This is a genomic window from Urinicoccus timonensis (genome assembly GCF_900232945.1).
Classification (GTDB): domain Bacteria; phylum Bacillota; class Clostridia; order Tissierellales; family Peptoniphilaceae; genus Urinicoccus; species Urinicoccus timonensis.
Genome location: NZ_OCTU01000001.1, coordinates 649,687 through 662,256 on the forward strand (window position 1 = coordinate 649,687; position 12,570 = coordinate 662,256).

The following is a 12,570-nucleotide window of genomic DNA, read 5'->3' on the forward strand; positions in this document are numbered from 1 at the left end:
ATATGAAAAAAGGAAGCCCTAGGGCTTCCTTTTTTCATTGTCCACTTTCGTGGTCAATGGCTTCTTGTAATTTTTCTCCCTGGAGTAAAACCACACGGTCATCCACCTGGAGGACGGTGTCTCCCCGAGGGATTTCCACCCCTCCTTGGGCTGTTTGAAGCATGACGATTAATTCATTTTCTCCAATATCCAAGTCCTTGATTCTTTCTCCCACCCAGGCATGGCAGGGGGCCAATTTAATTTCTAGCAAGGACTGGCCGGACTGGTCAAAGTGGCTTTCTCCCCCCATGACAATGATGTCACCCTCTTTCAAGACTGTCTCCCCTCGGGGGATGATGGTCTTGCCATCCCGTTCAATTTTGGCAATGATAAAGTTAAAAACCATCTTGAGGTCCTTAATCTTCATCCCTACAAACATGGACTGGTCTGTAACCCTAGTTTGGATAAAGCCCAGCTTGGACTTGTCCTGGTAGTAATTAAAGGTCTTAAGGACCGTATCATTGGGATCAAACATCTTCAAGACCTTGGTGGCCCAGGCCATAAGAGATCCTTGGATTAAAAGAGAAAATAGGCAGATGGCAAAGACAATATGGAAGAGGTCAATATCCAGGCCCGCTCCTGTATTGACGGCCATAATGGCAAAGGCAATAGCTGCAGCTCCACGAATCCCTGCCAGGGAAATCAAGGCCAGCTGGTTCTTCTTCAAACGGAAGGGAGCCATAAGGCCTAGGACGGACAAGGGTCTGGCCACCAGGGTCATAAAGGCCATAATGGCAAGACCCAGGGGTAGAGCATGAAAGATATTCCGAGGATTGGACAGAAGTCCCAAGAGGAAGAAGAGCATGATTTGGACCAAGTGGGAAAGGCCATCGTAGAAAAAGACCACTTCCTTTTTTCCTACATACTCATTGTTACCCAGGATAATCCCAGCAATGTAGAGGGCTAAAAAGCCATTGCCTCCAATGAGCTTGCTCATTCCATAAACCCCCAACATCAGGGCAGCAATAAAGACCACAAAGAGGCCATCTTCGTTGAATTTATACTTTCTCACTACGGCCAGGCAAAGGTAGCCTACAGAAAAACCCACCAGGCCCCCAAAAAATACCTGACGGAAAATCAAGACCGGTACTGAAAGGTCTGACCCTGTTAGGATGGCCAAAAAGACCATGGTCATGGTATAGGCTGTCGGGTCATTGGAGCCGGATTCAATTTCCAAAAGAGAGGCGGTATTGTACTTGAGGTTTAGGTTTTTGGATACCAGGATGTTGGAAACTGAGGCATAGTCTGTGGACCCCACCACTGCTCCTAAGAGCATGGATTCCACCAAGCCAAAGCCCAGGACATAGTGGCAAAAGAGTCCTGTGAGACCTGCTGTAAAGACAACTCCCAGACTGGCCCATAGACCAGTTGGTCCCAAAGCCCCCGTAAAACATAATAACCATTAAGGACATGGAGGCGATTTGGTCAACCAGGTTGTAGTCATTAAAGTTCCAACCTCCAGCAGCAAAGGCAATTCCCAGGCCCAAAAAGAGTAAGAGGGCCGGAAGGCCAGACTTGTTAGAGATTCGAATGGCTACCAGGGCCAAAAGTAGTATACCGGTAACGATCAGGGTGTTCATAGGAGCTCCTTCTAATGTCTAGTTAGGAAAACTTCTTTACAGGCTTTCCTTCCAGGTTAAAATTTCTTGTCTTTCCCCGGTGCTAATGTCTCCCCTTTCTACGGAAAGGTCTAAGAGTTCTGTTAGGTTACTTGCAGAATAGTGGTCAAGGCCTGCTTTTCTAAAATTTTCTTGACAGCGGTCCAGGTCATAGGTAAAGATGCTCAAGACTCCAATGACATCAAAACCTGCTTCTTGACAAACCTTGGCCGCTTCAATAGAGGACCCTCCTGTTGAAAAGAGGTCTTCAATAACCAAGGCCTTGGATCCGGGGAAGATCTCCCCTTCAATTTGCTTGGCCTTGCCATGGTCCTTGGCCTTGGATCGAACAAAGCCCATGGGTAGTTTTAAGCGGTTGGCAATGAGAGCAGCATGGGGAATTCCTGCAGTGGCTGTCCCCATAATGTAGTCCACCCGGGGGAATTTTTCATGGATAAGGGAAATCAAGGCCTCAATGACAATGCTCCACTCTTGGGGATAGCTCATTAAGAGGCGGTTGTCACAATAGATGGGTGACTTGATTCCTGAGGCCCAGGTAAAGGGGTCTTTGGGAGACAGGCTGACGGCTTTAATGTCTAATAGGGTTTCTGCTACGTGTTTCATACTTCCTCCTTGAGAAATTCTTCCTTGATAGCCCTATAGGCTTCCAGGGGATCTTGGGCATTACGGATGGGGCGGCCAACGACAATATAGTCTGAGCCAGCCTTGGCTGCTTGGGCCGGAGTCATGGTTCTTTTTTGGTCATCTTGACCAGCTTGGCCACCGGGACGGATTCCTGGAGTTACGGCAACAAAGTCCCCCAGGTCTTTTTTCAAGTCTGCTACTTCTTGGGCCGAGCAAACCAGACCATGGAGACCGGCATCCAGGCCTAATTTCCCATAGGACTTTACCACATCCTTTAGGCTGCCTTGGATGGATAGGTCTCTTAGGTCCTCTTCCTCCATACTAGTTAGGACCGTAACCCCCAAGAGGATGGTGGAGGACTTGGCTTGGTCCAAAATTTCCCGGGCCCCTTGGATGGCCTTTTTCCCTGCCGGAATGTGGAGGTTAACCATGTCCACGTCCAGGTCCAAGACTGACCGGACAGCCCCCCAAACGGTATTGGGAATATCGTGAAATTTTAAGTCTAAAAAGACCTTGTGGCCTCTTTTTTTAATTTCCCGGACAATGTCGGGTCCTTCCTTGTAAAACAACTCCATTCCCACCTTGGTGTAAATGGCTTGGTCAAACTTGTCTAAAAATTCATAAGCCTCTTCTTTTCCCGAAAAATCCAAGGCTACAATTACATCTTTTGCCATAAGAACCTCCTTCTTTTTTTACTATTATACCATTAGTCCCTGGAAAAGATAAAATAAAAAACAGACAATCCTAGGATTGTCTGTCTTCTCATTTATTGAACAGAAGGACCATAGACCATGGCTGCAAAGAAAAATACTAAAATGGTTATAATCCCTAGGACCAATAAGCCTAAAGCCCACTTCCAAAGAGGGTTGGTTTGACTCTCTTTCATGATATCCTTGTCCAAGGGGCTTCCACAAATTTCACAGTAGTCTGCCCTGTAGCTGTTCATGTGCCGGCAATTTTCACAGCGGACTTGTTTTTCCCTCTTGACCAAAAGCAGGTAGAGGATAATCCCCAAGAGGTTTGGAACAACCAAGACCACCAAGAGCCATACGAGGCCATTTTCTCCATTTGCTTCAGCATCCTTATAGACCCAGATGGCAAATAGGATGGAAGAGGCTAGTATCATCAACATAGGAATAATCATAAATAGGGGTGCTATACTTGCAATATACATTTAAATCTCTCCTTTTTTCCATTGGTGAATTAAAACTAGGGCAAATAGCAGGCTCAGGCTTAGAACCTCCAGGCAGATACAGGCCAGGACCAGGAGTTTTCCTGGACTCAAGTAGTTCTGTAGAATCTTCAAAGCTGGGACAAAAAGTCCCCACTGGTAGATGAAGCTCAAAACTAGGAGGCCTAGTATATAGCTGTTGATGGGATTTTTTTCTTTCCCATCCATAATCCTAGCCCGGATTTCCCGGTCCAAGTGGCTGGGAACCCGAATTTCTTTATGAAGTTCTTCTTTTAATAGGTCATCCATCCAATCATTGGTCATGGCGGTACTCCTTTAAGTTTTCTTTTAAGGTCTCCTTGGCATAGTGGAGACGGCTTTTGACCGTTCCCTCTGGCAAGTCAAGGCTTTGGGCAATCTCTTTTAGGCTGTAATCAGCCATGTAAAAGAGCAAGACCACCTCCCGCATTGGGTCTGGCAGGTCTAAGATTGCCTGGTTAATCTCTCTGGATTTTTCTCTTTCCAAGACCTGGTCTTCCAGGCTAGGCCCCTGGTCCACTAGGCTAATTAAGAGGTCTTCTGAGGTCTCTGGTGCAAGTCGATTCCTCCTGGCCCATTTTCTCCGGCCATCCTGCCACTTTCTATGGGCAATCCGGAACAAAAGAGACCGAAAAGTCTCTGGGTCCACGTCCTGGTCATAGGTCAGAGCCAGAACAAAGCTGTCTTGGTAGAGGTCATCCGCCTGGTCCCTATCCTTAGTCAAAGTCAGACAAAAGCGATAGAGGTCAGGACCATATTCTTGAATCATCTGCTGGTTGAAGTTCATATTTGCCCCCTTCACTTAGAATTGGTCATGAGACCCAGAAAGGTTCAAAATTTTTTTAATTTTCCTCAGACTTTTTTCTCCGGCCCTTCCAGGCGGCCAAAAGACAAAAGTAGCTGGATACAAGTAGAGCCCCATAAATATAGGCTACGGCTACCGTATTGGCCTTGTGGATATAGTAGTAAAAAACATCCAGGGCCAGTAAGACCAGAAAAAGATAGGCAAAAAAGTTGGTCTTGTTTTCTTTTTCCATTTATTCTCCTCCCAATAAGTGATGGAGGTCTTCCCAAGGTAGGTCTTCCAGGTCTTGATATTTAAAGGAAGGTTGGTCTTCCTTATCCACCATCACTGTCCGGATTCCCTCCATCATATCTCCTTCTTTAAAGCAATAGTCAATGGCCTTCAGGTCCATGTCAAAGGTCTCTTCCCGGGTCCAATTCTTTCCATAGCTATATTTTAAATAGATCAGGGCCAGGGACAGGAGGGAGGCTTCTTCCAGGTCTTGGTAGAGGTCGCCCCCTCGGTCTTTTACCCTTTCCATGATTTCTTTCAGGGTCTTGGCTCCAAAGAGGTCTTGGATTTTTTCCAAGTCTTGGGGACTATGAAGGTGGGCTAGGTTTTTTTGGTAGTTTCCTAAAAGATCTTGGACTTTTTCCAAGATTTCTTCCCTCTTTAGGCCTTCCAAGTCCAGGGCAAAGAGGTCCCCTTCAAAATTTTTCCAGGAGTTTGAAGAAATCGTATGGCTGGCCCAGCCCAGGTCTTTGGCATCTCGGCCGTTGATTTGGCTCCCAGTTAGGGACATATAGAGGGCCATGGCCTGGTCCATCCTGGAAAAGAAGTAACCCATCCCTACATCTGGCACCATGCCCAGCCGGGCTTCCGGCATGGCCATCCGAGTTGTTTCATCGACAATTCTTATGGGGCAGTCCATGCTAAGACCCAGGCCCCCTCCCATTGCAATACCCCTATAGGCTACAATAATAGGCTTGGGAAACTTGGCCATCTTTTTGTCCAAGATAAATTCTCTCTCAAAATAGGGAATGGGGTCTTCTCCTGTGGCTTGGACCTTCTTGTAGATGTCTACCACATCCCCTCCGGCACAAAAAGCCTTGGAGCTGGTGGAGTCCAAATAGATGGCCTTGACCTGGTCATTTGCTTGGGCCTGGTCCATACATTGGCTTAGGGCCTCGATTAAGTCCTTGTTTAGGGCATTGAGTTTATTGGGCCGGTCCAGGCTAATATGGGCAATATTTTTTTCTATTTTAATTTGAAGCATCTTATCTTTCCTTTCTTTCCTTTTCTTCCTACCTTTATTATATCGAAAGATGGATAAGTTAAAAGCCCTAAAGAAGAAAAAAAGACAGGCATCTTTCGATACCTGCCTTGTAAGTTTTTCTAAGCTCTTAGCTTAATAATTTGGATACAACTCCTGCTCCTACTGTACGTCCTCCTTCACGAATTGCGAAACGAAGTCCTTCGTCCATGGCAATTGGGGTGATTAGGGTTACGGTAAAGGTGGCGTTGTCTCCTGGCATAACCATTTCTACGCCTTCGGCTAATTGGATGTCACCGGTTACGTCTGTGGTTCTGAAGTAGAATTGGGGTCTGTAGCCATTGAAGAATGGGGTGTGTCGTCCACCTTCTTCTTTGGTTAATACGTAGACTTCTGCTTCAAATTTTGTATGGGGTTGGATGGTTCCTGGGGCTGCCAGTACTTGTCCACGTTCGATTTCGTCTCTTTGAACTCCACGTAGTAGTACTCCAATGTTATCTCCTGCTTGGGCTTCGTCTAACATTTTCTTGAACATTTCTACTCCGGTTACGACGACGGTTCTCTTTTCTTCGGTTAGGCCGACGATTTCTACGTTGTCGTTTACTTTTACTACTCCGCGTTCTACACGGCCTGTAGCTACGGTTCCACGTCCTGTAATGGAGAAGATGTCTTCTACGGGCATTAGGAAGGGGTGTTCTGTATCACGTTTTGGTGCTGGAATGTATTCGTCTACTTCTTCCATTAGTTTTACGATTTTGTCTCCCCATTCTCCGTCTGGATCTTCTAGGGCTTTTAGGGCGGATCCTACTACGATGGGTGTGTTGTCTCCGTCGAATTCGTATTCGCTTAGTAGGTCACGTACTTCCATTTCTACTAATTCGATCAATTCTGGGTCGTCTACTTGGTCTTCTTTGTTTAGGAAGACGACAATCTTTGGTACCCCTACTTGACGGGATAGTAGAATGTGTTCACGGGTTTGGGGCATGGGTCCATCGGCTGCGGATACAACTAGGATGGCTCCGTCCATTTGGGCTGCTCCTGTGATCATGTTTTTAACGTAGTCGGCATGGCCTGGGCAGTCTACGTGAGCGTAGTGACGGTTTGGTGTTTCGTATTCTACGTGGGATGTGGAAATGGTGATTCCACGTTCTCTTTCTTCGGGTGCCTTGTCAATGTTGGCATAGTCTACGAATTCACCGGATCCGTATCTTTTGTTTAATACAAATGTGATTGCTGCTGTTAGGGTTGTTTTACCGTGGTCAACGTGACCAATGGTTCCGATATTTACGTGGGGTTTCGTTCTTTCAAATTTTTCTTTTGCCATGGTTCTCCTCCTATATTTAAGAAATGACTTTATTTTGTTCTTATCATACAATAAATTTGTCTTAAAAGCAACTGTTTATGGTGGTTTTTACAGACCCTACCATTAAAAGCTAATGACAATGCCTCCGTCATCAGCATAGGCCGAGGACAGACCTCCTGTAGGGACCACCACTACATCGTCAAACTGGTAAAGATCCAAGACTTTTTCCTTAAAGAGCTGGGCCTTGTCCTCTGCATTGGAATGACTAATATAGAGGGTGCGTCCTTGACTTTGTCCAGCCACTCGTCCCAGGGCCTTGGCCAGTTTATCCAGAGACTTTTTAAAGCCCCGGTTGAGTTCAAAGAGTTCAATTTCTCCCTTGACTCCCCGCATAATAGGCTTGATATTTAAGGTCTTGGCAATCAGGCCTGCAGACTTTTTAATCCGGCCATTTTTAATTAGGTTGTCTAGGCTTTCCAGGATAAAGAAGGTTTCCATTTCCTGGATAAAACCTTCTCCCTTTTCTACAATTTCTTCAAAGGCCAGGCCTTGGTCCATAAGGCTCTTTATATAATAGGCCAGGTTCGTTTCTCCGGCAGAAGCGGACCGACTGTCAAATACATGGACCCTTGTTTGCGGGTGTTTTTCTTGAAATTCCTTAACTCCCAGGTTGGCTGAGTTGTAGGACCCGGACAATTTGGAACTAATGGTGATAACAAAAATTCCATCTGCTTCTGGATCAAAGGCTTCTTGGTAGTCATAGGGAGAGGGACAACTGGTTTTTACAGCTTTCTTGGATGCATTCATCTCCTCCCGCATCTTTTGAATTTGTCTCCGGTCCTTGTCTACAAAATCTTTTCCTTCTACTTGAATGGTAAAGGGAATGAGCTTAATTCCCAAGGATTCTTCAAGTTGGTCAGTTAGGTCCACACTGGAGTCGCCAACAAGTTGGTAGTTCATCATTCACCTCCCAGTTGTTCTTGGATCAGGTCTGCAAGAACTTGTGCATCTTCCCTCATTTCATCGAGGTTTGTTCCTTCGATCATGACCCGAATCAAAGGTTCTGTTCCTGATGGTCGGATAAGAATCCGTCCATTATCTTCATATTTTTTCTCTAGGGCTTCAATGGATTTTTCTAAAACATCATCTTCTAGATAGGATTTTTTCTTGTGGTCCAAGACTCTTGCATTGACTAAGACTTGGGGGTAACTAGTCATGAGGTCATTGAGGTCGGACAAGGATTTTTGACTTTCCAGCATGACTTCGATTAAGTGAAGACCTGTGGCTAGGCCGTCCCCCGTTGTATTGTAGTCTGTAAAAATAATGTGACCCGATTGTTCTCCCCCTAGGACATAACCATTTTCTCGCATTTCCTCCAGGACATAGCGGTCTCCTACCTTGGCTTCAATAAAGTTCACATCAATGGATTTCAAATATTTCTTCAAGCCCAGGTTGGACATGACGGTTCCTACAACGCCTCCATTTAGTTGGTCTTTTTGGTGGAGGTGGTGGGCACAAATGGCCAAGATATGGTCTCCGTCCACAATTCGTCCCTTGTTGTCTACAGCAATAATCCGGTCCGCGTCTCCATCAAAGGAAAAGCCCAGGTCTGCCTCCTTGGACAGGACTAGGTTTTGGATAACCTTGGGATTGGTGGACCCACAGTCCAGGTTGATGTTTCGCCCGTTGGGGTTGGTATTTAGGGCAAAGACATTGGCTCCTAGAGAGGTTAAAACATAGGGTGCAATCTTGGATAGGGCCCCATTCCCACAGTCTAGGGCAATTTTTAAACCACTTAACTTGTGGGGGCATAGAGATTGGAGGTACCTGGTGTATTGCTTGGCCAAGGAGGGATCCAGGGTCAAGCGACCAAAGCTTTCCGTATTTTCAGGAAATTTCTTGCGCTTTAAGAGGTAGTCTTCCAATTCTTCTTCCACTTGGTCCGGTAGCTTATAGCCATCTTGGGAGAAAAATTTAATTCCGTTATAATTATATGGATTGTGACTGGCCGAAATGACCACACCACAAGTATAGTTCAAAGTTCTGGTTAAATAGGCAACCCCTGGTGTAGGAATGACCCCTACCAGGGTAACATCCATTCCCATACTCATTAGGCCTGTGGCCAGGGCGGCCTCTAGCATATTTGCAGATTCTCTGGTATCTGTCCCAATAAGACAATGACCTTGGTTTTTTCCTAAAACCAGGCCAGCAGCCTTGCCTACATTTAAGGCCAATTCAGCCGTTAGGCCTTGGCCGGCAATGCCACGAATACCATCTGTCCCGAATAATTCAGTCAATATAAAATCTCCTTTTTTCTTTTAGATTCTTTCCTGAACCCATCTAGCCTTTATTATACCATATTTCAAGGCCCTGTAAAATCTCTAAATCAAGACAAGGGCCTTGACCCAAGCTTTTTAAATTCCAGACAAGTTTTTTTTCTTTTGCAGGGCCAGTATGTTATAATGAAAGAAAAGCAATGACTCAATTTGATGGAGGAATCATATGAAAAAAACTCTAGCCATAAGTGGTTTATCCCTGGCTCTTATCTTAACAGCCTGTGGACAAAAGGATAATCAGAACCAAAAGGTACAAAAACCAATTAATACCAGTCCTAAAATTGAAGAATCTTCCCCCAGCTTAAATGAAGAATCTGCCGACAAGGAAGGTGTGAGCCGGGAAGAAGTAAGAAAGCTCATGACCCAGTCTGACTACATCAGCCGAGTTAAATTAACCCAACTTGGAGATGGACAGACAGAATTAACCATCTTGGACAACTACAAGGGTAGTCTATCCAATATTGAATTTACAGAACCCAAAAACTTATCCACCAACAAGGAATACTTAATTTTTTACAAGGATGACGCTGATGGAAATGTTGTGGCCACTAGCAAGGATGCCGTCATTGAAGTCGCAAGCAAAAATGATACTGTCCTGGACTATATTGAAAGAACCTATGCCAAGACAGACCAAACCGAAGACCAATCCAGCCGGAAGACAGAGGAAAAGAAAAGAGATTCTTCTGAAGAAAGCAAGAAGGAATCTTCAAGTAAATCCTCAAAAGATAGTAAGGAATCCACTTCTTCAGAAGAAGGTTCCAAGTCCAAAAAATCTACTTCCAGTGAATCCAAAAGCAAAGAATCAACAAAAACTTCTTCAAAATCCACTACAGATGAAGAGTAAGATGAATATTAAAAGGAGAGAATATGCATAAAAAATTAGCTGGCCTAGGCCTGGCTGCTTGCCTGGTTTTAAGCCAAGGGGTCTATGGGGCCTCAACCATCAAAATCCAATTAAACGGAAAAGAAATCAAGGGGGATGTTGCCCCCCAAGTCAAGTCTGAAAGGACTTTTGTTCCCCTGCGCTTTGTTTCTGAAGCCCTGGGCTACAAGGTTGACTGGTTCCAAGAGGACCAATCCGTTTCCATTGCCAAGGGACAAAAGCAAATCAAGCTTTGGCTGGGGAAAAAGACCCTAGACAGCCAAGGCAAAAAATCCACTATGGATATTGCCCCCTATGCCAGCCATGAAAGGACCTTTGTACCCCTGCGCTTTGTGGCTGAAAACCTAGGAGTCAAGGTAGACTGGGACCAAGAAAAGCAAACAGTTATCTTGACAGATACAGCCTGGCTGGAAAAAAATGTTGCCAAGTCCTTCCTTCAAGGAGTCAACCTAAGCCACTTAAGTCCTGAAGAATTAGCCTATGTGAAAAACTTTGACCAAAAACAACAAGTCCTAGTCCAAGAACTTGCCAACTTCCGCAACCTGGCCTTCCGGGACTTTGACCAAAGCAATAAGATGGAAATGGGACAAAAAATGGCCCAAGTAGGAGCCCAAGTAGTTTCTACTGCCAAGGAAATGGAAGCCCTCCAAGCTCCCACAAAATTCAAGGATAGCCACGAGCTCTTTAGCAAGGTATCCCAAGCTCTTCCCGGAATCGTGGAAGACTACAAGTCTGCCTTCTTAACTGACGACTCCTTAAGCGCTGCCGGTCTCACCAGCAAGTTAACTGACTATTCTGTTGCCATGCGACAAATTGTGGACCAAATGACTGCCACTATTCAAAACCAAGATGTCAAGTCCAACCAAGATGTGGACCAATTTCTAAAAACCAAAGACGACCAACTCTTCCAAGACAAGACCATCAAAAACCTAATGGATAAGATCCTTAAAAAATAATTTTTAAAGCCTGCTTAATGATCTGAACCCCAAAATCCGGAATACGGATGGAGGGGTTTTTTGTATGCCAAAATACACAAAAGAATTTAAAATAAAACTAGTGCTAGAATATTTATCAGGAGAAACAGGCGGGCGTGAAAAGGTAGCTAAAAAATATGATATTCCAGATGGAACTTTGAAAAACTGGATAGAAAAATACAAGTCAGGAGGATTTGATAACTTATCTAAAAAGTTAAAAAACAATAAATTCACTAGTGAATTTAAGTTATCTGTAATACAATATAGGCAAATCAAGAATACTTCGCTTAGAGAGACTGCAGAGCATTTCAACCTTGTAAATGAATCCATAATATACAGGTGGGAGAAAACTTATCAAGAGCGTGGTCTTTCTGGGTTAGAAGATAACAGAGGAAGGCCTAGTAAAGATATGACTAAATCAAATAAAAAGTCTAAACTTAATACTCCAATAAACGAAAGTGAAAGAGAAGAATTAATAAGATTAAGAGAAGAAAATAGACTTCTCAAAATGAAGATAATATACGAAAAAAAGCTACAAGCCTTGCTACTGGAAGAGGAAGCAGAAGCAAGGAAAAGACAAAGATAATCCTCAAGTTAATAAAAGAATATCCAAAAAGCAAGATAAGTGAATGGCTAGAAATAGCTGAGTTACCAAAATCATCCTACTACGAATGGAAAATAAAATTAGAAAATCCAGTAGATAAAGACAAAGAAATTAGAAGGGAAATTACAAGCATAGTTGAAGAATCAAAAGGTAGATATGGCTACAGAAGGGTGACTCAAGTATTACAAAATAAAGGGCTTAATGTCAACCATAAAAGAGTTTTAAAAATAATGAGAGAAGAATTTTTGCTATGCACCAAATTTAAAACTAGATCAAGAAAATATTCATCATACAAAGGGCAAATAGGAAAGGTTGCAAATAATGTTGTAAATAGACAATTTAAAGCAAGTAAACCAAACCAATTATGGTTAACAGACGTAACAGAATTTAGAATAAAAGGTGAAGACAAAAAACTATACCTATCACCAATATTAGACCTATACAACAGTGAAATAATAAGCTATACGCTAGGTTATCACCCAACAATAGAATTAACAAATACAATGCTAGAAAAAGCATTAGAAAAAAATAGAGACATTAAAGATTTAACTATACACTCGGACCAAGGATTCCATTATCAACATAGCTCTTGGACTAATAAACTAGAAAAAATGAATATTACACAAAGTATGTCAAGAAAAGGCAATTGTCTAGACAATTCTCCAATGGAGAACTTCTTTGGAATCTTGAAACAGGAAATGTTTTATGGGGAAGATTTTAAAAGTTATGAACATTTGATAAATGATATTGAAAAATATATTAAATGGTACAATGAGGATAGGATTAAAACAAAATTAAACGGAATGTCCCCTGTTATGTACAGATTACATTCCGCTTAAAATATTATTAAATTGTTCCGTGTTTACGGGTTCAGGTCAGCCGCTGGTTTTTTTATTGACTTGGAAAGAAATTTTAAGTCAA

General features: G+C 43.5%; 14 protein-coding genes and 1 pseudogene. 4 read left to right on the forward strand and 11 right to left on the reverse strand.

Translation table 11 applies throughout. The features are described from left to right. Positions 1-34: 34 nt before the first annotated feature. From CS898_RS03060 to glmM, 11 genes and pseudogenes are all read right to left on the reverse strand, one after another. Positions 35-1,619 (reverse strand): annotated as a pseudogene (locus CS898_RS03060) (potassium/proton antiporter). A 36-nt stretch (positions 1,620-1,655) separates the two neighbouring features. Continuing rightward, entirely contained in the window at positions 1,656-2,261 is a 606-nt protein-coding gene (gene pyrE / locus CS898_RS03065; RefSeq protein ID WP_099208058.1) for an orotate phosphoribosyltransferase, read from the reverse strand. Continuing rightward, positions 2,258-2,956, reverse strand: coding sequence for an orotidine-5'-phosphate decarboxylase (pyrF, locus tag CS898_RS03070; RefSeq protein WP_099208059.1), 699 nt, complete (start codon positions 2,954-2,956; stop codon positions 2,258-2,260). The genes pyrE and pyrF overlap by 4 nt, the downstream gene beginning before the upstream one ends. Positions 2,957-3,048: 92 nt before the next feature. Next, the gene (locus CS898_RS03075; protein ID WP_099208060.1) at positions 3,049-3,456 is read right to left on the reverse strand and encodes a PLDc N-terminal domain-containing protein; all 408 of its coding nucleotides are present in this window, start codon (positions 3,454-3,456) and stop codon (positions 3,049-3,051) included. Further along, positions 3,457-3,777 carry a hypothetical protein gene (locus CS898_RS03080; RefSeq protein ID WP_099208061.1) on the reverse strand — a complete coding sequence of 107 codons (321 nt, stop codon included), beginning with the start codon at positions 3,775-3,777 and terminating at the stop codon, positions 3,457-3,459. Next, on the reverse strand, positions 3,767-4,279 hold the full coding sequence (locus CS898_RS03085) for an RNA polymerase sigma factor (RefSeq protein ID WP_099208062.1): 513 nt from the start codon (positions 4,277-4,279) through the stop codon (positions 3,767-3,769). The genes CS898_RS03080 and CS898_RS03085 overlap by 11 nt, the downstream gene beginning before the upstream one ends. Positions 4,280-4,334: 55 nt before the next feature. Beyond that, positions 4,335-4,529 (reverse strand): hypothetical protein, encoded by a 195-nt coding sequence (locus CS898_RS03090; protein ID WP_099208063.1) that lies wholly within the window; start codon positions 4,527-4,529, stop codon positions 4,335-4,337. Then, positions 4,530-5,603: an enoyl-CoA hydratase/isomerase family protein gene (locus CS898_RS03095; RefSeq protein WP_268811197.1), complete on the reverse strand. Its 1,074-nt coding sequence runs from the start codon at positions 5,601-5,603 to the stop codon at positions 4,530-4,532. A 76-nt stretch (positions 5,604-5,679) separates the two neighbouring features. Further along, complete coding sequence (tuf, locus tag CS898_RS03100) at positions 5,680-6,873, reverse strand: elongation factor Tu (protein WP_009431250.1); 1,194 nt, start codon at positions 6,871-6,873, stop codon at positions 5,680-5,682. Between the two features lie 102 nt (positions 6,874-6,975). After that, positions 6,976-7,812, reverse strand: a complete 837-nt coding sequence (locus tag CS898_RS03105; RefSeq protein WP_159459097.1) for a DegV family protein — start codon at positions 7,810-7,812, stop codon at positions 6,976-6,978. Beyond that, the gene (gene glmM / locus CS898_RS03110) at positions 7,812-9,149 is read right to left on the reverse strand and encodes a phosphoglucosamine mutase (protein WP_099207801.1); all 1,338 of its coding nucleotides are present in this window, start codon (positions 9,147-9,149) and stop codon (positions 7,812-7,814) included. Before glmM ends, CS898_RS03105 begins: the two co-directional genes overlap by 1 nt. A 205-nt stretch (positions 9,150-9,354) precedes the next feature. Between glmM and CS898_RS03115 the strand changes: the two genes are divergently transcribed. From CS898_RS03115 to CS898_RS03130, 4 genes are all read left to right on the forward strand, one after another. Further along, positions 9,355-10,032 carry a hypothetical protein gene (locus tag CS898_RS03115; RefSeq protein WP_099207800.1) on the forward strand — a complete coding sequence of 226 codons (678 nt, stop codon included), beginning with the start codon at positions 9,355-9,357 and terminating at the stop codon, positions 10,030-10,032. A gap of 23 nt (positions 10,033-10,055) precedes the next feature. Continuing rightward, on the forward strand, positions 10,056-11,027 hold the full coding sequence (locus CS898_RS03120) for a copper amine oxidase N-terminal domain-containing protein (protein WP_099207799.1): 972 nt from the start codon (positions 10,056-10,058) through the stop codon (positions 11,025-11,027). A gap of 64 nt (positions 11,028-11,091) precedes the next feature. Beyond that, positions 11,092-11,631 carry a helix-turn-helix domain-containing protein gene (locus CS898_RS03125; protein WP_099207798.1) on the forward strand — a complete coding sequence of 180 codons (540 nt, stop codon included), beginning with the start codon at positions 11,092-11,094 and terminating at the stop codon, positions 11,629-11,631. Further along, positions 11,565-12,488 (forward strand): IS3 family transposase, encoded by a 924-nt coding sequence (locus CS898_RS03130; RefSeq protein WP_141558280.1) that lies wholly within the window; start codon positions 11,565-11,567, stop codon positions 12,486-12,488. The genes CS898_RS03125 and CS898_RS03130 overlap by 67 nt, the downstream gene beginning before the upstream one ends. The last annotated feature ends 82 nt before the right edge of the window (positions 12,489-12,570 follow it).

Coding starts and splice junctions, on each gene's coding strand:
- pyrE (WP_099208058.1), bottom strand. CDS start 2,261: ATGAAACACGTAGCAGAAACCCTATTAGACATTAAAGCCGTCAGCCTG.
- pyrF (WP_099208059.1), bottom strand. CDS start 2,956: ATGGCAAAAGATGTAATTGTAGCCTTGGATTTTTCGGGAAAAGAAGAG.
- CS898_RS03075 (WP_099208060.1), bottom strand. CDS start 3,456: ATGTATATTGCAAGTATAGCACCCCTATTTATGATTATTCCTATGTTG.
- CS898_RS03080 (WP_099208061.1), bottom strand. CDS start 3,777: ATGACCAATGATTGGATGGATGACCTATTAAAAGAAGAACTTCATAAA.
- CS898_RS03085 (WP_099208062.1), bottom strand. CDS start 4,279: ATGAACTTCAACCAGCAGATGATTCAAGAATATGGTCCTGACCTCTAT.
- CS898_RS03090 (WP_099208063.1), bottom strand. CDS start 4,529: ATGGAAAAAGAAAACAAGACCAACTTTTTTGCCTATCTTTTTCTGGTC.
- tuf (WP_009431250.1), bottom strand. CDS start 6,873: ATGGCAAAAGAAAAATTTGAAAGAACGAAACCCCACGTAAATATCGGA.
- CS898_RS03105 (WP_159459097.1), bottom strand. CDS start 7,812: ATGAACTACCAACTTGTTGGCGACTCCAGTGTGGACCTAACTGACCAA.
- CS898_RS03115 (WP_099207800.1), top strand. CDS start 9,355: ATGAAAAAAACTCTAGCCATAAGTGGTTTATCCCTGGCTCTTATCTTA.
- CS898_RS03120 (WP_099207799.1), top strand. CDS start 10,056: ATGCATAAAAAATTAGCTGGCCTAGGCCTGGCTGCTTGCCTGGTTTTA.
- CS898_RS03125 (WP_099207798.1), top strand. CDS start 11,092: ATGCCAAAATACACAAAAGAATTTAAAATAAAACTAGTGCTAGAATAT.